Raw genomic sequence first — 20,668 nt, forward strand, 5'->3', positions numbered from 1 at the left:
TGGCATCGCTCGGGCGGCATGCAGGTTGGCATTCGACCACGGCGGACGGGACACCACCACGCAGGCACCGTGCGGCAAGACTCGCCCGTCTGCCAGGCTCCCACCATGAACTTCTACACTGCTGTAGATTCTACGGTCTGTCACTCGCGAGGCGGCGCCGCGCGTCCGGCTCGCGGACTCGGAAAGGGGATACGACATGGGTGTGAGCCTCGCCAAGGGCGGCAACGTCTCGCTGAGCAAGGAGGCTCCGGGCCTGACCGCCGTGCTGGTCGGCCTGGGCTGGGACGTCCGGACGACCACCGGCACCGACTATGACCTCGACGCCAGCGCCTTGCTGGTCAACGAATCGGGCAAGGTCGGCTCCGACCGGCATTTCGTCTTCTACAACAACCTCACCAGTCCGGACGGGTCGGTCGAGCACACCGGTGACAACCTCACCGGTGAGGGCGAGGGTGACGACGAGCTCATCAAGGTCGATCTCGCCGCCGTGCCGGCCGACGTTTCGAAAATCGTCTTCCCGGTATCCATCCACGACGCCGAGAGCCGCGGCCACAGCTTCGGCCAGGTGCGCAATGCCTTCATCCGCGTGGTCAACCAGGCCGGCGGCGCCGAACTGGCCCGCTACGACCTGTCCGAGGACGCGGCGACCGAGACCGCGATGGTGTTCGGCGAGCTCTACCGGCATGGCGCGGAGTGGAAGTTCCGTGCGGTCGGACAGGGCTATGCCTCCGGCTTGGCAGGTATCGCCGCCGACTTCGGCGTGAGCGTCTGATGTGACGGAGACCTGACTGCGAGCGGGCCGGGCACCAGCCCTGGCTTGCCCGCAGCCAGGGCATCCCCGACCCAGCCGCCGGATGTCCGCACGGCGCAAGGACGCCGGTGCCTGCCCGACGACACGATCAAAGGACCCTCATGAACGAGCCTGCCCGCCTTGAGCCCGTGGACCAGGCCGACTTCGAGTCCGCACTCCGCCGAGCACTGAACATGCCCGGCGTCCGTGCGGCCGTGCAGCATCCCGAGAGGCCGGTCACCGCCGCACAACTACGAGCCCGGGCACTGGCCGCAGCCGACACCATCGCAGCCGAAGCCGCGCCCGAGTACGCCGCCCTACTCCGGCTGCGGGCCGCCGCGCGTGCCCCGGCGCCCACAACGGGCTTGAACGGGGGACGCGGGTTACTGGCGGCCCTGGCCGTGCTCACGCCGCTCCTGTCCGCTTCGGCGGCGACGATATTCCTTCTCCTCGGCCATGTCTTCTTGCTGGCCGGCGTCCAGGAGCCGCTTGCGGAGGCGCTGATCGGTGCAGGCTGGACGGCTGCGGCCGTGGCCGCTGTCGCGGCTCTCGCCGCGGCCGTCGCTCTGTTCGCCACGGCCGTTCGGCAGCGCGCGGCACCCCACGCCCCGCGAGCGCAGGCTGTCGCCCGCGCTCAGCAGGAATGGCAGCGTGCTCTGCTGGAACGCGGCCTGCTGCCCTTCCTGTATCGCCAGTTGCAGCTGCCCGCTCCACGGGCACTTCCGCCCTCCCGAGCCCCACAGCACCGCGCCCGCCCCGGCTACAGCAGCCCCGACTACGCGAGCCCGGACTTCACGGGCCCTGCCGCCCCCACTCGGGACTGAACGCTCTCCTTCGGCGTCAGGCGCGTCCCTCTGCAACGCGCTTCTACAGTGCTGTAGATTCAGGATGGTCGCCCCAACGCGACGCAAAGGCACCGCACTTCGGCCCCCGAGCTCAGGAGGAAAACGTGGGAGTCACACTGGCCAAGGGTCAGCAGATCAGTCTCGAAAAGACCGGCGGCGGCAAGCTCAGCGTCGTACGGATGGGTCTGGGCTGGCAGGCCTCCTCACGCAAGGGCTTCCTGGCCAGACTGACTGCCCGAGAGATCGACCTCGACGCCTCCGCGGTGCTCTTCGCGGGCCAGGAGCCGGTGGATGTGGTGTTCTTCCAGCAGCTGATCAGCAAGGACGGATCGGTTCGCCATACCGGTGACAACCGTGTCGGGGGCGCCGGCAAGGGCGGAGACGACGAGTCGATCCTGGTGGACCTCCCACGCCTCCCCGCGCACATCGACCAGATCGTCTTCACCGTGAACTCGTTCACCGGGCAGACCTTCACGGAGGTGCAGAACGCCTTCTGCCGTCTCATCGACGAGGAGACCGGCCAGGAACTCGCCCGCTACACGCTCTCCGGCGGCGGTTCTTGCACCGCCCAGATCATGGCCAAGGTCCACCGCGCAGGCGACACCTGGAACATGTCCGCCATCGGGGAACCGGCCGACGGCCGAACCTTCAAGGACCTGATGCCCGTGATCGCCTCTCACCTTTAACTGCTCGTTCTGTCGGCGCGGATCGTGGGGCAGCCAGTCGTCCCTCCCGCGCAACTCCTGCCGCCTGGGGCGAGCGATCGCGCCGCCCTACACCCGCCCCCCCGGAGTGACCACACGCCATGCTCGGTTTCAGCGAGACCGCCATCATCCTCATCGTCGTCATCCTGATATTCGGCGCCAAGAAACTCCCCGACCTGGCCCGCTCCATGGGCAAGTCAGCCCGCATCCTCAAGAGCGAAGCCCGAGCGATGAAGGCCGACCGGGCGTCCCCGGCAACCGGCGAACCGCCGTCCGGCCAGGATCCCCGTGTCATCCATGCCAACCCCGACAAGGGAACCGGCCACAGCCACACCGCCTAGCAAGGTATTGACGTGCCGCAGCACTGACCAGACCGGTAGCCCTGCCGGACCGCACGGCCGCTTCAACCACATGACCTCAAGGAATGCGCCGACAACAACCTGCGTCTCGCCCGGGGTACGGCGAGTGCTAAAGCCACACACTTCGCCAAGCTGCATCGGATAGGCATAGGGAGTGCTTACTACTCCCATATCGGATAAAAGTCACCATGGTCGCGATTTCCATCTGGGGATTTACGACTCATGGGAGGCGCGGCTAGGGTGCCTCAGATGTCTCTCCCCGTCGCTTCCCCCACAATCCTTGTTAGATGCGGAATACGCTGCATGGGTTCCGGTGGGGTGATCCCGTGACGGAGTTCCTCACCTCCTCCAGCGGCAGGAGAGCGCCCCTCCCTCCCGTCGCTGAGCAGACGGCACAGCTCCATGCGACCACTCGCAGTTCCACTGAAGTGCCTGCCTCCGAAGCGTCGAAGGCGAAGCCGCGCGACGCCTTCTTCGACAACGCGAAGTTCCTGGCCATCGTGTTGGTGGCGATGGGGCACTCCTGGGAGCCGCTGCGCGACGGCAGTCGTTCCGCCGCGGCGCTCTACATCACCGTCTATGCCTTCCACATGCCGGCGTTCATCATCATCTCCGGCTATTTCTCGCGCAGTTTCGATATGCGCAAGGACCGGCTGCAGCGGCTGATTACCGGCGTCGCCGTGCCGTACATCCTCTTCGAAGTCGCCTACACGCTCTTCAAGAGGTGGGCGGATGACGATCCGGGTTACCCGGTGAGCCTGACGGACCCCTGGTATCTGACGTGGTTCCTGCTGGCGCTGTTCGTCTGGCGGCTAACCACCCCGCTGTGGAAGATCGTGCGCTGGCCCGTCCCGTTGGCGCTGGCCATCGCCGTGCTGGCGTCGGTGTCCCCGGACATCGGCGATGACATGGACCTCCAGCGGGTGCTTCAGTTCCTGCCGTTCTTCGTGATCGGGCTGTCGCTGCGGCCGGAGCACTTCAAGCTCGTACGCCGCAAGAAGGCGCGCATCCTGGCCGTACCGGTCTTCGCGGCCGCACTGGTCTTCGCGTACTGGGCGGCCCCGCGGATGAACGCCGCGTGGTTCTACCACCGGGACGCCGCACAGGAACTCGCCGCGCCGTGGTGGAGCGGTGCGGTGATGACGCTGGCGATGTTCGGCTGTTCACTCGTGCTGGTGGCCTGCTTCTTCGCCTGGATCCCGGGCCGCACGATGTGGTGCACGGCGCTGGGCGCGGGCACCCTTTACGGCTATCTGCTGCACGGCTTTCTCGCCAAGGGGTCGCGCTTCTGGGACTGGTACGACAACCCGTGGATGCATACGCCGTGGGGTGCGGTCCTGCTCACGCTGATCGCGGGCACCGTGGTCACGGTGTTGTGCACACCACTTGTGCAGCGGGCCTTCCGCTGGGCGATGGAGCCCAAGATGACCTGGGCGTTCAAGAAGGACCCGGTGGGGATGGCACGCGGCCGCAACTGAACGGTGGTTGGTCACACGAGACTGAGGCCGATCCGCGCGGCGGGCGAGGGTTCAACCGTTGCCCGCCGCGCGGGACGGCTGACCGCATTCGTGACAGGGACTCGCGAGGTGTGCACCTCAGCGCCGGAATCCGCGTGGAGGGACCTGGGCTGGAATTCCGCCAGGTCGAACGCGTTGGTCGCGGTCAGGCCGGTTCACGGCCGTGGAAGGCGGCTCGCCGGTGGTATGCGTGCAAGCCGTCGGCGGCCGCTTCCGTGGCGGACTGCGGTGCTGGACTCACGCACTTGGCCGGGGGTCTAGGGCACGGTACCGTCATGTCGACATCTCAACAACGCGACGACGGCGGGACGGAAGTCCGGTGAGAATCCGGCACGGTCGCGCCACTGTGTGCTGTGGTCGATCCCCGCGAGGGGCGCCCCGGCTAGTCAGACCCGTGACCGTCGTCTTGCACCACCATTTGGGACGCGTGTTCCCCGAGGAGGTTCACCATGGCCGAGGCTGTCGTCTCCGCTGCCGCATCCACCCCGTCTGTTTCTGTTCCCGCCGCTCTGCCTGTGCGCGCGGTACTGCCTTGGGCCCTGTTCGTCGGTCTTCTGATGGCCATCGCGCTGTACTTCGTCGGCGCCGAGCAGGGCGCCACGTCCGTGTTCGCCGGCTCCGATGTGCACGAGTGGGTACACGACGGACGTCATCTGCTCGGCTTCCCCTGCCACTGAGAGGCGATGGACGTGCACGCCTCCATGGTCAGAGGACTCTTGGTCCGTGGCATGCTCGCCGGCCTGATCGCCGGACTCTTCGCCTTCGCCGTAGCCTTCGTGGTGGGTGAGCCGTCCGTGGACGGCTCGATCGCGGTGGAGCAGTCTCATGCGGCGCACGCGCAGCATGGCGGTCATGCTGCCGCCATGTCCGAGGACGAGGACGAACCGGTCAGCCGTGCCCTCCAGTCGACGGCTGGTCTCGCGACCGGCGTACTCGTGTACGGAGTCGCGCTCGGCGGCATCGCGTCTCTCGCGTTCTCCTTCGCGATGGGCCGTGTGGGCCGGTTCAGCCCCCGGGCGACCGCGGCGCTGACTGCCGCGGCGGCCTTCACCACCGTCTATCTGGTCCCGTTCCTGAAGTACCCGGCCACCCCACCGGCCGTCGGGAATCCGGACACGATCGGGAAGCGCACCACGCTGTTCTTCCTGATGATCCTGCTCAGTGTGCTGCTGGGCGTCGCCTCGGTCATCGCCGGGCGACGGTTGGCCGCGCGCCTCGGGAACTGGAACGCGACCCTGACCGCCGGGGCGGGCTACATCGTCGCGCTGGCCGTCGCGTTCGTGTTCCTCCCCGCCAATGACGATGCCGTCAAACCGGACTTCCCTGCGGCCCTGTTGTGGGAGTTCCGGATGGCTTCGCTCGCCGTCGAGGTCGCGTTGTGGGCAGCCTTCGGGGTCGTCTTCGCAGCCCTGGCTCAGCGTTTTCTGGGCCCGGACACGCATGACACCGAGGCGAAGCGGCAAGGGCAAGCACCAGCCATCAGCTGAACCGCCGACCCTGCTCGGCAGGATTGAGCGCAAGAGGCCCCGTCTGCCCCTTCGGGCATGGCGGGGCTTTGCCGCCCTTCGGCCCAGTGATCGGCGGTCAACGGCTCGTTGTGGCCGGCCTCTCGTCCAACGGTGCGAGTCGGTGGGGGTGGCCAGGGGCGTCTTCTGGTCCTCTCTGCACCAGCCCTACGAAGCCGAACGGCCGCGTGGCCCGGATGGGGACCACGCGGCCGGACGCAAGGAGCGGTTGTGCCGACCGGTTACGCCTCCGTGCGGTCGCGGCGCTTCCAGAAGAGGAAAGCGACGGCGAGTACGACCACGACGCCGGCACCGATGGCGAGGGGCACGACCGCCGAGGAACCGCTGTCGTCGGCGGCGGCCTCCTGAGTGCCCGCGGCGGACGCCTTCGGGCTCGGGCTGTTGCCCTTGTCGGCCGCGGTGACCGTGGCGCTGGACTCAGGGGCTTCCGGCTTGGCGCCAGGTGCGGCCGACTTGAGTTCCAGCACGGGCGCGGGCGTCTCGGGCTCGCTTCCGTCGGCCTTGGGCAGTTCGATCCAGCGGTCGGTACGGCCGTCGCTGTAGGTCTGCAACGTCTTGAAGGCGAGCGTCTTGGCGTCGGGGAGCTGACGGACGCTGATCGCGTACTCGGCGTTCTTGCCGGTGGTGACGGCCGGGCCCTCAACGGTGTAACCGTCGGCGCCCGGCGTCAGCTTCCACCCCTTGGGTCCGTCGGTCAGCTTCACGTCCTTGGGGGTGATGCCCTCGGGCAGCACTACCCGGAGCTTGGTGATACCGGCCGAGTCAGATTCCGACTCGGCCTCGAACGACACGGTGACGTTCTTGTCCAAGGCGCGGGCGCCCTTGGACGAGACCTCGACGTGGGCGGAGGCGGTCCCCGCAGCGGCGAGAACGGTGGCCAGGGCGGCTACGGGTACGAGAATGCGGCGCGCGACGCGCGCCCGGGCAATACGGGGCATACCTGACTGCTCCTCATGAGCGGAAGGTCCGCACGCCGGCCCGGGAACGGGGCAGGGTTGCGGCGGGTGCATGGTGCGAGGGGATATCCCGCTCGTGGAGGACCGCGTCGCGTGACGGTGTGCGCGAGGACTGTCCAGGCCGAGGGCTGCCACTCCTGTTCCTCACGGCCGACGCGCGGGGAGTGAACCACTCTCAGCCGCAACGGCGCCACCGGGAATCGGGCAAGGGCGCGACAGACCTGGCTCACCAGCACTCGCACCGACTGATCGGCAGCGGTCAGCAGAGCCCGCCCCCGGGCGTCAGCCCGGTGCAGCAGCCACGCCACCACCAGAGCCCCGGCCAGATGCGCAAGCGACATCGCCCAGCCGTTGTGAGGTGTGGCATGCCAGCTGTCATGGGTGATCGCCCGAGCCGAAGAGCCGGGCGGCGGAAACGGATGGCCCGTGGTGTGGTGCGGCACGCCTGTGCCGTGCAGCCAGAAGTGAAGAGCCCCCTGGGAGCCCACCGTTGCCACCACGGTCCGTGGCAGAGACGACGGCCGGCCGAGGCCGAGCAGGGCCGGACCCAGGCCGAACAGTAGCACCGCCGCGGCCGTAAGAGCCGGCCAAGACACCGGCGCGCCGGAGGCGAGGTGGTGGCCGGTGGTCCCCAGCACCGTGCTGACCAAAGCGAACATGCCCGCACGGAGCAACGCCCAGGGTTCCGGCCACATGAGCGTGGCCGGGCGCGTCGGACTGGGGCGGTTCCTCTGTGGCATGGCGAGTTCATCTTGCCCACGAGGTGGCCTGTGCACGAGCGGCTGCCGGTTTCTTGTCAGCCTCGGAGCAACTCTGCCGTCGTCGACCTCGCAGTCAGAGCCCGCAGTGTGGGTGGCGCACCCCGTCCCATGGATAACGTCACTTGGCCCGCCGCCTGCGTGACTCACCTCGCCATCCGGCTTCCGCACAGCGAGGACGTACCGCACTACCGGTCGGCAGGCTCTCCGGCGGTGGCCCGGTGTGCGGTGTCCGCGAGGACGGCCGCCGGTGCCACCGACAGTGCGACCGGCAACGCCAGAACCACCGAGGTGGCCACGAGGGTGAGGGCCGACGTGAACGAGCGGAGAGGCACGGCGGGCGCTGCGATGAGCCGGCGGATGCGTTCGGCCGGGTCGGGGCCCGTCATGGCGGGCAGCCCCGCCGTCCCGGTGCCCGTGTCCGTCGCGGTGCACAGTTCCAGCAGGGCCGAGGCCACGCTCCTCCTGCCGTGCTGCGCCGCCGCCCGGTCGTCCGCAGCCATCTCGGTGAGGCGGCGTACCTGGCCGGGGTAGGCGCGCAGCAGGCCGAGTCGGCCGAAGGCCGCTCCGAGAACGTCGGCCGCGAGGATCGCCCGGTGGTGGCCGAGACGGAGGTGGGCGCGTTCATGCGCGATGGTGGCGGCGAGTTCCGTCTCCGACAGCCTCGCCCGGGCAGCGGTGGTCACGACGATGCGGGAGGTGCCCCTTCGGCCGGGGATGCAGAACGCGGCCGGTACGTCATGTGTCAGGACGTGGACACCCGTTGCTCCGTCGCTGCCCGGAGCGCTGTGGGCGGCCACGGTCAGCCGGTGGCGGTCGCGTGTGCGGCGAAGGCGCAAGGATTGCCGCAGGGTGAGCGCGGCGAGGCCGGCGAAGCCCAGGAGGAGGACGAACAGCGCGGCTTCGGCGATGCCCGCAGCCTGCCAGGTTCCTCCGTAGGCCGCGTGGATCAGCGGCTTGTCAGCATGGAAGAGCCACACCATGCCGTGTTCCCAGAGATCGTGGGCGAGCAGTACGAGGGTGGCGGTCAGCGACCCGAGGAGTCCCAGTGCGCAGGCGTGCCAGCTGCGCAGCGCGGCCCGCGGGTGACGGGTGACCCACCGGGCGCGGGCCAGCAGGTGTGCGGCCGGCCCGCCGAGCAGGACGGTGTGCACAAGCAGCGCGACGATGGCGAGCACGGCGGCCTCAGTTGTCCGTTCCGGGGTCGTGCGGCATCCGCCCCAGTGCTTCCCGCAGCGCTGCCGCCTCGGAGGCGTCCAGTCGGCCGGCGAAACGCAGCAGGGCGCTGCCGCGGTCGGAGGAGGACTCCAGCGCGTGCTGCATGAGTTCGGCCGTGTAGTCGTCGGCCGAGCGCAGGGCGCGGTAGCGGTAGGACCTGCCCTGCTTGGCCCGGTCCAGCCAGCCCTTCGTCCGCAAGCGCTCGGTGACGGTCATCACCGTGGTGTAGGCCAGCGGGCGTTCCTCGTTGAGGGCGTCGGAGATCTGCTGAATGCTCAGGGCGTCCCCGGCGGACCACACCACTCGCATGATGTCCGCTTCCAGTTCACCGAACGGCCGCATGGCCTGCCTTCCCTCTTGCCTTGTCCGCTTGCCACGACGGTACCTGCATGTGCGACGCCACTGCACAAACTTCTACTCCGTGTAGTAGTTTGCTGGTGTGGACGTCGAACGACGCGCATTCGCGCCCTCGAGCCCTGCCCTGCCCCTGCCCGCCCCCTCCGTATCGCGAGGTCCTGGCCCGCTCCTGCGCGGCCTGGCCCCCGCCCCTGACTTGCCCTTCGGCTGCTCGCTGCGGCCGATGGAACCCACCGACCTGGACTTCGTGGTGGCGGAACACCGCATCCGCTTCCCGTACGGCTTCTTCGCCCGACTCGGCCCGCGCTTCCTGGCCGCCTACACGGCCACCTACCTGCAGAGTCCTGACGCACGGGCCTACGTCATCGACGCGTACGGCCACCCCATCGCCTTCCTCGTCGGAGTGACCGACCCCGTCGCCCATCGCCGACGGCTCGTCCGCACCCACGGCTGGCGCCTGGCCCTGCGGGCGTGCGCCGCCCTGGCCGTGCGTCCCGCACTCGCCCTGCACTTCCTGCGGACGCGCTTGAGCCGGTACGGGCGCAAGCTGCTTCCCTCCGACCGCACCGAGCACCACGCACCACGCGCCGACCCGCATGAGGGCGCCACCGCGGTCCTCGCCCATGTCGCCGTGAGTGCCGCTGCCCGCTCGCTCGGCCTGGGCGCCACGCTCATCGACCGGTTCAGCAGTGACGCCGCTGCCATGGGGTGCGTTGAGGTGAGCCTGGTCACCGAGGCCGGGCCAGGAGGGGCCGGCCACTACTACGAACGACTCGGCTGGCAGCGCACCGGCGAGACCCGCACCCCCGAGGGCCGGGCATTCCTCGCCTACGCGTACCCGCTACAGCAACGCGTCCCCCGTGGCCCCGCCGCCTTTCCTCAAGGACCCACCCCGTGAGCCGTCCCCTGCACCGTAGGCTTCCGTTCGCCCTGGCGTTCACCGTATTGGCCACGGCCTGCACGGTGACCACCGGACCGGGTCGTTCTCCGGCCACGCCGGACTCCCTTCCGTCCTCGCCGGCTCCGACAGCGGACGCGACCGTACGCGAGGTGCCCGCCCGTCAGTGGGCGGCGATGGTGGCGGCCGGGATGTGGCGCAAGGGCTGCCCAGCGACCCGCGCACAGCTGCGTCGGGTGGAGGTCAATCACCATGGCTTCGACGGCAGGACGCACCGCGGCGTCCTGGTCGTGCACCGGGACACCGCGGAGAGCGTCCGGCGGATCTTCACCCGCCTCTTCGACGAGGGCTTCCCCATCCGCAGCATGAAGCCGCTGGAGAAGCTCGGCGGAGACAACCATGCCAGCTTGCGTGCCGACAACACCGCCGCCTACAACTGCCGCCGCCCTGACCAGATCAACGCCCCGCCCCTTGAGTCCCCCCACGCCAACGGCCGTGCGGTCGACATCAACCCACGGGAGAACCCGTGGCGGGACCTGCGCTGCACATGCTGGCAGCCGGGGGCCCGTCACAAAGCGCGCACGGAGGGCCGCGGGAAGATTGTCAAAGACGGCCTCGTCTGGCGGGTCTTCACGGGTGAGGGATGGGTCTGGCAGAACATCGATGTACCCGACTACATGCACTTCGACACCGGATATCCCTCCAAGCCCTACGTCGCGGGCAAGGGCCGGTAGCGACCGATGAGTTCTCCGTGCCGCCGAGTCGAGCACGGCATCACCTGATGTCCAGCACCGCGGCCCCGGTGTCCTGTTCGGTGTCGTTGGTGCGCACGGTGGCGGCGACCTTCATGGATCTCGAAGTCCTCTGCGACCCAGAAGCCGCCTGTCCTCCTCGTCTTCACGCGAAGGGGGCCATGCCCGAAGGGTGCCGGCCATCGCCGAACTGTGGCGCTGGGCGGCCGGGTTGTCAGTGGCTGCTGAAACACTCCCGGCATGACCGTCTCATCCCTCCAAATGTTCCAGGCCACCTCGCCCCACGACGTCACCCCGCAGCTCCGGCAGGCTCTTGTCGACTGCTGGATCGACGTCACCAACACGGGCGGGGCAGCCGGATTCCCCTTCCCGCCGATCGACGATCAGCAGGCCGGGCCCGCTGTCGATGCCCTAGTCGACCGGCTCTCTCCCGACGGCTGCCGACTGGTGGCGGCCCTGGACGGTGAGGAGCTGGTGGGCTGGCTGAACATACGCCGCGACACCTTCAGCCTCATCGCCCACTGGGGAACGGTGCACCATGTGCAGACTCACCCCAGTGCGCGCGGCCGTGGCATCGGTGCCGCGCTCATGGTCAAGGCCCGTGAGGTCGCCCGGCAGGAAATGGGCCTGGAGCAGTTGCATCTGGCCGCGCGTGGCGGCGCAGGGCTGGAGGACTTCTACGGCCGGCTCGGCTGGAAGGAGATCGGCCGCTGGCCGGGCGCCCTCAGGCTGGCTCCCGGGGATGACCGCGACGAGATCCTCATGGTGCTCCAGCCGCTGTGACGCGGGCGCCCGGCATCTGCGCTGCCAGGGACGGGAGTCAGCAGACCGCCGCCTGGGGGACGTCCTTGCCGTAGCGGGTGAGGGAACAGACGGTCTTGAAGGTGAGCTTCCATCTGCCGCTCTGGAGCACGGATGCCCCCTGGGTGGCGGGGGCGAGCTTCCGTCCCCGGGAGAACAGCGTGTACCGGACGCGTGCATCGAGCTCGGAGGTGAAGATCACCTTGTCGATGCGCAGGTGCAGTGCGCGGGCCTTCGGGTCCTTCGACCAGGCTTCGATCATCAGCGCGTACCGCTCACCGTTCTCGGCCGCCGAGACCTTGTCCTTGACGGAGGTCTTCGGGCTGAAGAACCGCTGCCACGCCTCCCGGACCTTTCCCTCGGCCTGAGCCGGATGAGCCGGCCCGGTCGAGGTCGGGTCGGGTGAGGTGGAGGTGGAGGTGGACGAGGTGGGGGCCGGCTGCGTGGGCGAGCCGCCCGGATGCGTCCGTGAATGTACAGAGGGGGATGGGGTGGCCGGCGTCTCACCCTTCTCGGCGCCGCCACCGGTACAGGAAGCGGCCAGAAGGGCGGCAGTCGCGGCCACTCCGACGCATACGGTTCGGCGCGGTGGGCGGATCATGCTTCACCTCCGGGCGTCGCTCCACTGGTGCTACCCGGTGCGGCGAGTCTCACCCTTCACTCATGCGGGTCGCGTGGGCCCTCCTGGGGTGACGTTACGTATCCGGGTGATTACTTTTGGTGTGTGGCGAGTGCGGTGTGCGGCAGTGGAGTGCGGGGACGCCCGGTGCGGGCGGCTCTGTTGCTCGGTCTGCTGCTGCTCGTCTGCGTCCACCTGGTGGGCGCTCTGCACGGCCCGGGCTTCGTCGGGCCGCACACCGCCCACTCGGCCGCAGTCTGCGGCGAGCAGGCGGTCACAGTCGCCGTTTCCAGCGACCATGACCACCTCCATTTCCGGGACGTGGATCCCGATCAGCACGCCCAGGACGGTGGCCACGGTCATGGCCACGGGCACGGTCATGACGACGGTGTGGCGCACGCCGTGGACCGTCTGCGTGTGAGCGCGGGACAGCCCGTCGTCAGTCCCGACACCGCGGTGGCGCTACCCGCGGATCCGGTCGTCGTTACCGCCGTCCCCGCCCCTCCTACAGGCCGGCCGAGAGGCTCTCCCTGCTTATGTGACGGCCGGTCGGCCCTGGCTCTGTACTGCGTCTGGCGGCAATAGGGCGCGCCCGCACACCCGCTTCCAACCGGAGGCGGGTGTGTGTCCGCGCGTCCGTGTACCGCCCGACCGCGCTCCAGAAGAGGGGCGCCAAGGAGTCATGTCCTCATGAACATCTCGATGCTTGAACCTGCCCGGGGCAAGGCGCCCGGCCATGCCGTGCGCGTCGCCCGCCACCCCGCCCAACTCGTCGGCAACACCCCCGTACTGCGAGTCGAGGAACCCTTCGCCCCGCCGGGACGGGGCTTCTTCGCCAAGCTCGAAGGCGCCAACCCCGGAGGCATCAAGGACCGCCCGGCGCTGCACATGGTCCGCGAGGCCCGGCGCCGCGGCGACCTCGCCCTCGGCGCCCCGATCGTGGAATCCTCCAGCGGCACCCTCGGACTGGGCCTCGCACTGGCCGGCCTGACCTACGGCCACCCCGTCACCATCGTCTCCGACCCCGGCATGGAGGAGGCCATGCTGACGCTGCTCACCAGCCTGGGCGCCACCATCGACCAGGTGGCCGCACCGCACCCGGAGGGCGGCTGGCAGACGGCCCGCCGGGACCGGGTCACCGAGCTGCTGGCGCAGGCCCCGGGCGCGTACTGCCCGGACCAGTACCACAACCCCGACAACGTTGCCGCCTACCGCCCGCTGGCCGCCGAACTTATCGCCCAGCTGGGCCATATCGACATCTTGGTCGCCGCGGTGGGCACCGGCGGACACTCGGCGGGGACTGCCGCGGTGCTCCGGGAGACCTTTCCCGAGCTGACCCTCATCGGCGTCGACGCGATCGGCTCGACGATCTTCGGACAGCCCGCCGCCCCCCGGCTGATGCGCGGGCTCGGCTCCAGCATCCACCCGTCCAACGTCGACTACGCCGCCTTCAACGAGGTCCACTGGGTGGCGCCGGCCGAAGCGGTCCGGGCCTGCCGGCAGCTGGCCCGGCGCCACCACGCCTCGGGCGGCTGGAGCGTCGGCGCCGTCGCCCTCGTCGCCGGCTGGGCCGCACGCACCCGGCCCGCCGGCACCCGGATCGCGGCGATCTTCCCCGACGGGCCGTACCGCTACCTGGAGACCGTCTACAACGACGCCTGGTGCCGCGGACACGGCCTGCTCGACGGCACTCCGCCCGACGAACCCGACGAGATCGCCGAGCAGAACGAGTGCGTGGTCGACCGCTGGACGCGGTGCACCCAGGTCCGTGACCCGCTCGGACGCGACCACGACGTGACCGGTGGCCTGGCCCAGGAGGGCGCGCGATGAAGCGTCTGACGGCCCAGGTGGCCGCCTTCACGCCCGGTGCACGCCTCTTGATGGCCAACCAGTTCGCCATCAACCTCGGCTTCTACATGCTCATGCCCTACCTCGCCGATCATCTCTCCCACGGGCTGGGGCTCGCGGCCTGGGCGGTCGGGCTTGTCCTGGGCGTGCGCAACCTCTCCCAGCAGGGCATGTTCCTCGTCGGCGGCACCCTCGCCGACCGCTTCGGCTGCAAACCCATGATCCTGGCCGGATGCGCCCTACGCACCGTCGCCTTCGTGCTGCTCGGGCTGGGGAGTTCGCTCCCCGCCCTGGTGGCGGCGTCGGCGCTGACGGGGCTTGCCGGTGCGCTGTTCAACCCGGCGGTCCGCGCCTACCTCGCCGCCGAGGCGGGGGAGGAGCAGCGGGTGGCGGCCTTCGCCGTGTTCAACGTCTTCTACCAGGCGGGCATCTTCGTCGGACCGCTGGCCGGACTGGCACTGCTGGCCTGGGACTTCCGCCTGGTCTGTGCGGTGTCCGCGGCGATCTTCGGGGTGCTGGCGCTGTTGCAGGCCCGGGCCCTGCCGTCCCGGCCGCCCGCCGCACGCGGTGCGGAACCGGCGTGGCGGGCGGTGGCGAAGGACTGGCGCGCCATCGCCGCCAACCGGCCGTTCCTGCTGTTCGCCACCGCCATGACCGGCTCTTACGTGCTGGCCTTCCAGGTGTACCTCGCGCTGCCCATGCGGGCGAGGGAGCTGTTCGGGGACCGGGCGGGACTGGTGACCGGTGTGGTGTTCGCAGTGTCGGCGCTCGCCGGAGTCACCGGTCAGCTCAGGCTCACCCGGTGGGCGAAGCGGAACCTCTCCGGACCGCGTGCCATCGTCTGGGGGCTGGCGCTGATGGGCGCTGCCTTCCTGCCGCTGTTGCCCGGACCCTACGGCGGAGGGGCCGGCAAGGCCGCGGGGGTGGGGGCGCTCGCGGCCTGTGCGGCACTGCTGGCCTGGGGCGGCGCGTTGCTCTACCCCTTCGAGATGGACACCGTCGTGCGCCTCGCGGGGGAGCGGCAGGTCGCCACGTACTACGGCGCCTACAACACCGTCTCCGGGGTGGCGATCTCCCTGGCGAACCTGGCCGTGGGCGCGCTGTTCGATGCCGGTGTGGCATGGCTGCCGTGGATCACGCTGGCTGCCACGGGCCTGCTGTGCGCCGCGGCCATGGCGGGCCTCCACCGGGGCGGGTACCTCACCCCGCGGCCCGCCGTAGTGGCGACCGTGGGGTGAGGGCCCTTATGACGGTGCTACGGGCCGGTGGTTAAGAGGCCCGCCGGCGGGTGAGGTAGACGGCCCCACCGGCCAGGACGACGGCGGCGGCGCCGATGCCGATCCAGGCACCGGTGGACAGGCCACCGTCGTCGTCCTTCGTGGCGGACTTACCGGCGGTTGCTGTCGGTGAACCGGAGGACGGAGCATCCGCTGACGGCTTGGGCGAGGAGCTGGGCTTCTCCGGCTTCGCCCCGGGGGCTGCCGCCTTGAGCTTCAGTACCGGGGCAGGGCTCTCGCTGCCCTCCCCGAGCTCGATCCAGCGGTCGACGCGCTTGTCGCTGTAGGTCTGCAACGTCTTGAACGCCAGTTCCTTGGTGTCGGGCAGCTGTGCCACGGTGACCGCGTACTTGGCGTTCTCACCGACGGGAACGGCCGGGCCTTCGACGGTGTACCCGTCGGAGCCGGCCGTCAGCTTCCAGCCCTTGGGGGCTTCGGCCAGCTTCACGTCATCGGGGGAGATGCCCTCGGGCAGCACCACCCGCAGTTTCGTGATGCCGGCCTTGTCCGACTCCGACTCGGCCTCGAAGTCGAGCCGCGCGTTCTTGGACAGTGCCTGCGCGCCCTCCGACTCGACCTCGACATGGGCGAACGCCGGACCGGCGGCGAGAAGCACGGAGGAGGCCGCCACGGAGGCGGCGAGGCAGGTGCGGCGCAGCGCACGGGGCAGCGCGGTGCGGGACATGGTGTCTCCGGAAGGTGTGTGACGGAACCGGGTGGCGACGGGCCACACCGGGGTTAGGGGGCGATGAGTGGTACCGGGCCCGGAGACGGGGGACCTCGCCGTACCAGCGTGTGAGTGAGCACCGCCGTGCACGGCGGGCGCCACTCGTGTGCCCCCACCTCTGGCAACGGTCGCGGGACCGTCGGCAGGCACGGGGCGATAAGCAGGGCGCGCACCGTGGCGATCCGTGTGCGCACGGGCCGTACGGCCATGACGGCCCCGCGGCTCAGCGACCAGCTCACAGCGTCCGCCCGGTGCAGCACCACGCCCACGAGCACGGCAAGGGCGGTGTGCACGAGAGCCATCGTCAGCGAGTGGTGGTTTAGCCGTTGGTGCCAGGTGCCATGCGCACCGGCCATGGCGGCGTGCGAGTGCGGGGTGCCATGCAACGGTGCCATCGCGGGCATGCCCGCACTGAGTGACAGGTGCAGCACACCCTGGCTCAGCGTCTCCACGGTGACGATCAGGCCGAGGGACCGCGGCCGCCGTGCTCCGGCCAGCCCGAGCGCGAAGAGGAGCGCGGCGGCCGCGGTGCCGTTACGCCACGGCACCGGGCCGTTCGCGACCAGATGATGCGCCCAGATCCCGAGTGCCGAGCTGACGGCGGCGAACACCGCCGCCCGGAGAACGGGCAGCGGTGCAGGTGAGGCTGGTGGAGACGGGCGCATGGTCTGGGACATCATGCGGCATCCGTGCCGCACGCCGGAAGGCAGGGTCCGCTGACGGGCGCCGGCCGCAGCCGAGGTGACGTGCGCCCCCTCGTCCGCTCAGGAGCCGGACGGCTTGCTCGGCCCGCCTGGTCTGGCTCAGTCGTGCGCGGCCCGACCGCTCACACGGTGGTCGGCATGGCTCAGCGCTTCCAGCACCAGGCGACGCAGATGCCCGTCGGCCAGCCGGTAGATGACGTGCCGGCCCTCGCGACGCGTTTCGACGAGTCCCGACAGCCGCAGCTTCGCCAGATGCTGGCTGACCGCGGTCCGCGATGCCTCGCACAGCTCGGCCAGGGAACCGACGTCCGCCTCCTCCTGCGCCAGCAGCCACAGCAGATGCAGCCGCGTCGTGTCGGACATCAGCGCGAACACCGCGGTCGCCTCCGCGAGACGCGCGCTGTCGGGGGCGCGCAGATGCGCACCATCCGCAGATGACATGACGTGGCGAGGAGGCATGGGAACAGCCTAGAGGCCGCGGGCGGGTCGCCGACTCAGCCATTGCGGGGTTCTGAAGTGCACATGTGCGCAGTTGCGCACATGTTGTCTATAGTGACGAGCCTGCCGCGCGACCGCCTCGGAAGGGACCGCCCGCATGCTGTCCGTATTGCGCAACCGCAGCTACCGCCACCTCTTCACCGCCCAGGTCATCGCGCTGGTCGGCACGGGCCTGGCCACGGTTGCGCTGGGCCTGCTCGCCTACGACATCGCGGGGGCCGATGCCGGGTCGGTGCTCGGCACCGCGCTGGCGATCAAGATGGTGGCGTATGTGCTGATCGCCCCGGCCATCGGTGCGATCGCCGACCGCCTGCCGCGCCGTGCCCTGCTGGTGGGCGCCGACCTGACCCGGGCCGCGGTCGCCCTCTTCCTGCCGTTCGTCGACCAGGTCTGGCAGGTCTACGTCCTGGTCTTCCTGCTCCAGTCCGCCTCCGCCGCCTTCACGCCGACCTTCCAGGCCGTCATCCCCGACATCCTGCCGGAGGAGCGCGACTACACCCAGGCCCTTTCCCTGTCCCGGCTCGCCTACGACCTGGAGAGCCTGTTCAGCCCGGCCCTCGCCGCCGCACTGCTCTCACTGATCACCTACAACTGGCTGTTCGCCGGCACCGTGCTCGGGTTCCTGGCCTCCGCCGCCCTGGTGGTCTCCACCGTTCTCCCGAAGCCGGCTCCGGCCGCTCCCCGCACCGGCAGCGTCTACGCCAAGGCCACCGCGGGCACCCGGCTCTTCTTCGCGACACCCAGGCTGCGGGCCCTGCTCGCCCTCAACCTCGCGGTCGCCGCGGCCAGCGCGATCGTGACCGTCAACACCGTGGTGTACGTCCGCGATCACCTCGGGCGCTCCACGGGGCAGGTGCCGCTGGCGCTCGGTGCGTACGGCGCCGGGTCGATGATCGTCGCGCTGCTGCTGCCGCGGGTGCTCGACCGGGTCTCCGACCGCACCGTGATGCTGCGGGGCGGCCTGCTGCTCGGCGGCGTCTTCGCCGGGCTCGGCGGCGTCACCGCGGCTCAGAGCGGTGACTGGCGATGGCCCGCCCTGATGGCCGTGTGGGCCGCCTTCGGTGCAGCCTGCTCCATGGTGCTCACCCCCACCGGCCGCCTGATCCGCCGCTCCGCTCCGGCTCACGAGCGCACGTCCGCATTCGCCGCGCAGTTCTCCCTCTCCCACAGCTGCTGGCTGCTGACCTATCCACTCGCCGGCTGGCTCGGTGCCACGGTCGGACTCCAGTCGGCCGTCATCGCTCTGGGAGTGATCGCCTTTGCGTCAGCGCTGCTGGCGGTGCGTATGTGGCCCGCCCATGACCCGGCCCGCCTCCCGCACTTGCACACCGGCCTCGCGCCCGAGCATCCCCACGTCGCCGACGCCGCCCCGCATGCGCAAGGCTGGCGACACAGCCATGACTTCGTCATCGACGATCTCCACGCCATATGGCCTGCAGCGGGTGAAAGCGCAGACGCACGGTGACAGGGCAGGTTCACCGCGCCGCCCGCCGAAGGGCAGAGAGCTCTGCCGCCGCCAATTCCCCCGGCAGCAACTGATCGACGGCATCATCGTGGCCCACCGGCGCCGCGCAGTGGGCGGTAGGCATGGTCGGAGTAGAGGGGGTCAGGGACGAGAACGCCACGAGGGGCAGGTTTGACCTCTCGGGGCATGCGCATCCCAGCCACGCCGTGCAACGTCAGGGGCGCGGAGGGTCGCCACATGATCACTGTTGCTCTTCGGGCGCCTTCCTGGAGGCGGTCGCATGGTTGAAGCAGGGGCCCTTTGCTGCGGAAATCTGGCGAGGAGTGGTGATGAGAGCTCTGACCTGGCACGGAAAGCGTGACGTGCGTGTGGAGACTGTCCCAGACCCACAAGTCCAGGAACCGACCGACATCATCGTTCGCGTGACCTCCACCGGCATCTGCGGCTCGGATCTGCACCTCTATGAGGTTTTCGGCCCCTACCTCGATCCGGGCGACATCCTCGGCCATGAGCCCATGGGCATCGTCGAGGAGACCGGCACCGAGGTCACCGAGGTATCGGTGCGCGACCGCGTGGTCGTTCCGTTCAACGTCTCCTGCGGCACCTGCTGGATGTGCCGGCGTGGCCTTCACTCGCAGTGCGAAACCACGCAAGTCAGAGACAGGGGAATGGGAGCCTCCCTCTTCGGGTTCACCAAGCTCTACGGCCAAGTCCCCGGAGGACAGGCGGAGTTCCTCAGGGTGCCATTCGGTAACACCCTGCCTATCAAGGTCCCCAAAGGGCCACCGGACCAGCGGTTCGTCTACCTCTCCGACGTCCTGCCTACGGCTTGGCAAGCCGTCGCCTACGCCGACATCCCGCCGGGCGGCAGCGTCACCGTCCTCGGCCTCGGACCGATCGGCGACATGGCCGCCCGCATCGCCCTCCACCAGGGCGCAAGCAAGGTCATCGGCGTCGACCTGGTCCCCGAGCGCCTCGCACGGGCCCGCGAGCGCGGTGTCCACACCCTCGACCTGAACGAACACGGCAAAGACCTCGCCGAGGAGGTCCGCCGGCTCACCGACGGACGCGGCACGGACTCCGTCATCGAGGCGGTCGGCATGGAGGCCCATGGCGCCCCCCTCACGCGAGCCGCCCAGAACGTGGCGGGTCTGCTGCCCGACGCCTGGGGCAAAAAGCTCATGGCGCGTGCCGGCGTGGACAGCATGACCGCGTTCAACACGGCCTTGGACGCCGTCCGTCGAAACGGCACCATCTCCCTCATCGGCGTCTACGGCGGCGCCATCGACCCCGTCCCCATGCTGACCCTGTTCGACAAGCAGATCCAGCTGAGGATGGGCCAGGCCAACGTCAAACGTTGGGTCGACGACATCCTGCCCCTACTCAACGATGACGATGTACTGGGAGTCGACCACTTCGCCACCCACATCCTCCCCCTGGAAGATGGCCCGGCGGCATATAAGACCTTCCAGGCCAAGGATGACGGGATGATCAAGACGCTCCTCATCCCGTGAGATGCCGAGACCGTCCACAGGCCGAGGCTTGGGTATCCGAACGGTGCACCAGACCACTGACCCCGTGGCCACGGCGAAGTTGCATAACTCTCCGCTCCTGAGCCGCACTTCGGCCGCCTGACGGCGCCCTCAGCCATTCAGGGACTCTCGCTGCCTTTCAGAGGTGGACGGGGAGCGCCTCCAGCCCCCTCACCAGGTTGGTATGGCACCAAGCTCCTGAGCAGGTACGGCGAGGCGCAGAGCAGGAAACCGGGTGAACAAGGCGGGTAGCGCAGCTTCGCCACGCTCGCAGCCCAAGCCCCCTTCTGCGCGGAGTATGGGAGGCGGTGGGCCGCGTACGGCGGCGGACCGCGGAATTCCGGGGGCGGGGCGTTGCGGTCAGCCGCTCTAGGAGTTGTCTTCAAATGTCACGCCCACATCAGAAGCGATGCGAGGGTGAGGGCGGCTTGGTAGGACTCGGCGGTCTTGTCGTAGCGGGTGGCGATGCCGCGCCATTGCTTCAAGCGGTTGAAGCAGCGTTCGACCACGTTGCGGT

The 20,668-nt window shown here is 69.6% G+C and carries 22 protein-coding genes and 1 pseudogene; 15 read left to right on the forward strand and 8 right to left on the reverse strand.

Translation table 11 applies throughout. The features are described 5' to 3' along the window. Positions 1–196: 196 nt before the first annotated feature. The 7 genes from ACZ4XD_RS26080 to ACZ4XD_RS26110 all read left to right on the forward strand — a co-directional run bounded on the left by ACZ4XD_RS26080 (position 197) and on the right by ACZ4XD_RS26110 (position 5,702). Positions 197–772 carry a TerD family protein gene (locus tag ACZ4XD_RS26080; RefSeq protein WP_468045918.1) on the forward strand — a complete coding sequence of 192 codons (576 nt, stop codon included), beginning with the start codon at positions 197–199 and terminating at the stop codon, positions 770–772. Between the two features lie 140 nt (positions 773–912). Continuing rightward, the gene (locus ACZ4XD_RS26085) at positions 913–1,614 is read left to right on the forward strand and encodes a hypothetical protein (RefSeq protein WP_468045920.1); all 702 of its coding nucleotides are present in this window, start codon (positions 913–915) and stop codon (positions 1,612–1,614) included. 125 nt (positions 1,615–1,739) lie between these two features. Beyond that, positions 1,740–2,321: a TerD family protein gene (locus ACZ4XD_RS26090; protein WP_468045922.1), complete on the forward strand. Its 582-nt coding sequence runs from the start codon at positions 1,740–1,742 to the stop codon at positions 2,319–2,321. Positions 2,322–2,440: 119 nt separating this feature from the next. After that, complete coding sequence (gene tatA / locus ACZ4XD_RS26095) at positions 2,441–2,680, forward strand: Sec-independent protein translocase subunit TatA (RefSeq protein WP_468045924.1); 240 nt, start codon at positions 2,441–2,443, stop codon at positions 2,678–2,680. Positions 2,681–3,024: 344 nt separating this feature from the next. After that, entirely contained in the window at positions 3,025–4,176 is a 1,152-nt protein-coding gene (locus ACZ4XD_RS26100) for an acyltransferase family protein (protein WP_468045926.1), read from the forward strand. 488 nt (positions 4,177–4,664) lie between these two features. Next, positions 4,665–4,892 (forward strand): CbtB domain-containing protein, encoded by a 228-nt coding sequence (locus ACZ4XD_RS26105; RefSeq protein ID WP_468045928.1) that lies wholly within the window; start codon positions 4,665–4,667, stop codon positions 4,890–4,892. A 12-nt stretch (positions 4,893–4,904) separates the two neighbouring features. Beyond that, on the forward strand, positions 4,905–5,702 hold the full coding sequence (locus ACZ4XD_RS26110; protein WP_468045958.1) for a CbtA family protein: 798 nt from the start codon (positions 4,905–4,907) through the stop codon (positions 5,700–5,702). 260 nt (positions 5,703–5,962) lie between these two features. On the opposite strand, the gene ACZ4XD_RS26115 is transcribed toward ACZ4XD_RS26110, so the two are convergent. The 3 genes from ACZ4XD_RS26115 to ACZ4XD_RS26125 all read right to left on the reverse strand — a co-directional run bounded on the left by ACZ4XD_RS26115 (position 5,963) and on the right by ACZ4XD_RS26125 (position 9,015). Next, positions 5,963–6,679 (reverse strand): DUF1775 domain-containing protein, encoded by a 717-nt coding sequence (locus ACZ4XD_RS26115; protein WP_468045930.1) that lies wholly within the window; start codon positions 6,677–6,679, stop codon positions 5,963–5,965. 964 nt (positions 6,680–7,643) lie between these two features. After that, on the reverse strand, positions 7,644–8,633 hold the full coding sequence (locus ACZ4XD_RS26120; protein WP_468045932.1) for a M56 family metallopeptidase: 990 nt from the start codon (positions 8,631–8,633) through the stop codon (positions 7,644–7,646). 7 nt (positions 8,634–8,640) lie between these two features. Continuing rightward, complete coding sequence (locus tag ACZ4XD_RS26125) at positions 8,641–9,015, reverse strand: BlaI/MecI/CopY family transcriptional regulator (RefSeq protein ID WP_468045934.1); 375 nt, start codon at positions 9,013–9,015, stop codon at positions 8,641–8,643. A 238-nt stretch (positions 9,016–9,253) separates the two neighbouring features. On the opposite strand from ACZ4XD_RS26125, the gene ACZ4XD_RS26130 reads away from it, so the two are divergent. The 3 genes from ACZ4XD_RS26130 to ACZ4XD_RS26140 all read left to right on the forward strand — a co-directional run bounded on the left by ACZ4XD_RS26130 (position 9,254) and on the right by ACZ4XD_RS26140 (position 11,463). Beyond that, positions 9,254–9,928: a GNAT family N-acetyltransferase gene (locus ACZ4XD_RS26130; RefSeq protein WP_468045936.1), complete on the forward strand. Its 675-nt coding sequence runs from the start codon at positions 9,254–9,256 to the stop codon at positions 9,926–9,928. Continuing rightward, entirely contained in the window at positions 9,925–10,662 is a 738-nt protein-coding gene (locus tag ACZ4XD_RS26135) for a M15 family metallopeptidase (protein WP_468045938.1), read from the forward strand. Before ACZ4XD_RS26130 ends, ACZ4XD_RS26135 begins: the two co-directional genes overlap by 4 nt. 258 nt (positions 10,663–10,920) lie before the next feature. Next, a complete protein-coding gene (locus ACZ4XD_RS26140) occupies positions 10,921–11,463 on the forward strand; it encodes a GNAT family N-acetyltransferase (protein ID WP_468045940.1) in 543 nt (180 codons plus the stop codon). 37 nt (positions 11,464–11,500) lie between these two features. Here the strand turns inward: ACZ4XD_RS26140 and ACZ4XD_RS26145 are convergent, their stop codons facing one another. After that, complete coding sequence (locus ACZ4XD_RS26145) at positions 11,501–12,046, reverse strand: MTB12 C-terminal domain-containing protein (protein ID WP_468045941.1); 546 nt, start codon at positions 12,044–12,046, stop codon at positions 11,501–11,503. Between the two features lie 352 nt (positions 12,047–12,398). Here ACZ4XD_RS26145 and ACZ4XD_RS26150 point away from each other — a divergent pair, with 352 nt between their 5' ends. From ACZ4XD_RS26150 to ACZ4XD_RS26160, 3 genes are all read left to right on the forward strand, one after another. Further along, positions 12,399–12,521: a hypothetical protein gene (locus tag ACZ4XD_RS26150; protein ID WP_468045942.1), complete on the forward strand. Its 123-nt coding sequence runs from the start codon at positions 12,399–12,401 to the stop codon at positions 12,519–12,521. Positions 12,522–12,790: 269 nt separating this feature from the next. After that, a complete protein-coding gene (locus tag ACZ4XD_RS26155) occupies positions 12,791–13,930 on the forward strand; it encodes a PLP-dependent cysteine synthase family protein (protein ID WP_468045943.1) in 1,140 nt (379 codons plus the stop codon). Beyond that, on the forward strand, positions 13,927–15,186 hold the full coding sequence (locus ACZ4XD_RS26160) for an MDR family MFS transporter (protein WP_468045944.1): 1,260 nt from the start codon (positions 13,927–13,929) through the stop codon (positions 15,184–15,186). Before ACZ4XD_RS26155 ends, ACZ4XD_RS26160 begins: the two co-directional genes overlap by 4 nt. A gap of 31 nt (positions 15,187–15,217) precedes the next feature. Here the strand turns inward: ACZ4XD_RS26160 and ACZ4XD_RS26165 are convergent, their stop codons facing one another. The 3 genes from ACZ4XD_RS26165 to ACZ4XD_RS26175 form a co-directional block, all read right to left on the reverse strand. Then, on the reverse strand, positions 15,218–15,910 hold the full coding sequence (locus ACZ4XD_RS26165) for a DUF1775 domain-containing protein (RefSeq protein WP_468045945.1): 693 nt from the start codon (positions 15,908–15,910) through the stop codon (positions 15,218–15,220). Between the two features lie 53 nt (positions 15,911–15,963). Next, complete coding sequence (locus tag ACZ4XD_RS26170; protein WP_468045946.1) at positions 15,964–16,632, reverse strand: hypothetical protein; 669 nt, start codon at positions 16,630–16,632, stop codon at positions 15,964–15,966. 123 nt (positions 16,633–16,755) lie between these two features. After that, positions 16,756–17,115 (reverse strand): ArsR/SmtB family transcription factor, encoded by a 360-nt coding sequence (locus ACZ4XD_RS26175; RefSeq protein ID WP_468045948.1) that lies wholly within the window; start codon positions 17,113–17,115, stop codon positions 16,756–16,758. 136 nt (positions 17,116–17,251) lie between these two features. Between ACZ4XD_RS26175 and ACZ4XD_RS26180 the strand changes: the two genes are divergently transcribed. After that, complete coding sequence (locus tag ACZ4XD_RS26180; protein WP_468045950.1) at positions 17,252–18,619, forward strand: MFS transporter; 1,368 nt, start codon at positions 17,252–17,254, stop codon at positions 18,617–18,619. Between the two features lie 329 nt (positions 18,620–18,948). Beyond that, a complete protein-coding gene (locus ACZ4XD_RS26185) occupies positions 18,949–20,133 on the forward strand; it encodes a zinc-dependent alcohol dehydrogenase (protein WP_468045952.1) in 1,185 nt (394 codons plus the stop codon). A gap of 407 nt (positions 20,134–20,540) precedes the next feature. Here ACZ4XD_RS26185 and ACZ4XD_RS26190 read toward each other — a convergent pair. Beyond that, a pseudogene (locus ACZ4XD_RS26190) lies at positions 20,541–20,668 on the reverse strand (IS5/IS1182 family transposase); the annotation flags it as partial.

The organism is Streptomyces sp. NPDC029466, from assembly GCF_055574515.1.

What these genes read in the sequence shown, in the direction of transcription:
- ACZ4XD_RS26080 (WP_468045918.1), top strand. Translation starts at nt 197, where the DNA reads ATGGGTGTGAGCCTCGCCAAGGGCGGCAACGTCTCGCTGAGCAAGGAG.
- ACZ4XD_RS26085 (WP_468045920.1), top strand. Translation starts at nt 913, where the DNA reads ATGAACGAGCCTGCCCGCCTTGAGCCCGTGGACCAGGCCGACTTCGAG.
- tatA (WP_468045924.1), top strand. Translation starts at nt 2,441, where the DNA reads ATGCTCGGTTTCAGCGAGACCGCCATCATCCTCATCGTCGTCATCCTG.
- ACZ4XD_RS26105 (WP_468045928.1), top strand. Translation starts at nt 4,665, where the DNA reads ATGGCCGAGGCTGTCGTCTCCGCTGCCGCATCCACCCCGTCTGTTTCT.
- ACZ4XD_RS26115 (WP_468045930.1), bottom strand. Translation starts at nt 6,679, where the DNA reads ATGCCCCGTATTGCCCGGGCGCGCGTCGCGCGCCGCATTCTCGTACCC.
- ACZ4XD_RS26125 (WP_468045934.1), bottom strand. Translation starts at nt 9,015, where the DNA reads ATGCGGCCGTTCGGTGAACTGGAAGCGGACATCATGCGAGTGGTGTGG.
- ACZ4XD_RS26130 (WP_468045936.1), top strand. Translation starts at nt 9,254, where the DNA reads ATGGAACCCACCGACCTGGACTTCGTGGTGGCGGAACACCGCATCCGC.
- ACZ4XD_RS26140 (WP_468045940.1), top strand. Translation starts at nt 10,921, where the DNA reads ATGACCGTCTCATCCCTCCAAATGTTCCAGGCCACCTCGCCCCACGAC.
- ACZ4XD_RS26150 (WP_468045942.1), top strand. Translation starts at nt 12,399, where the DNA reads ATGACCACCTCCATTTCCGGGACGTGGATCCCGATCAGCACGCCCAGG.
- ACZ4XD_RS26155 (WP_468045943.1), top strand. Translation starts at nt 12,791, where the DNA reads ATGAACATCTCGATGCTTGAACCTGCCCGGGGCAAGGCGCCCGGCCAT.
- ACZ4XD_RS26160 (WP_468045944.1), top strand. Translation starts at nt 13,927, where the DNA reads ATGAAGCGTCTGACGGCCCAGGTGGCCGCCTTCACGCCCGGTGCACGC.
- ACZ4XD_RS26165 (WP_468045945.1), bottom strand. Translation starts at nt 15,910, where the DNA reads ATGTCCCGCACCGCGCTGCCCCGTGCGCTGCGCCGCACCTGCCTCGCC.
- ACZ4XD_RS26170 (WP_468045946.1), bottom strand. Translation starts at nt 16,632, where the DNA reads ATGATGTCCCAGACCATGCGCCCGTCTCCACCAGCCTCACCTGCACCG.
- ACZ4XD_RS26175 (WP_468045948.1), bottom strand. Translation starts at nt 17,115, where the DNA reads ATGCCTCCTCGCCACGTCATGTCATCTGCGGATGGTGCGCATCTGCGC.
- ACZ4XD_RS26180 (WP_468045950.1), top strand. Translation starts at nt 17,252, where the DNA reads ATGCTGTCCGTATTGCGCAACCGCAGCTACCGCCACCTCTTCACCGCC.
- ACZ4XD_RS26185 (WP_468045952.1), top strand. Translation starts at nt 18,949, where the DNA reads ATGAGAGCTCTGACCTGGCACGGAAAGCGTGACGTGCGTGTGGAGACT.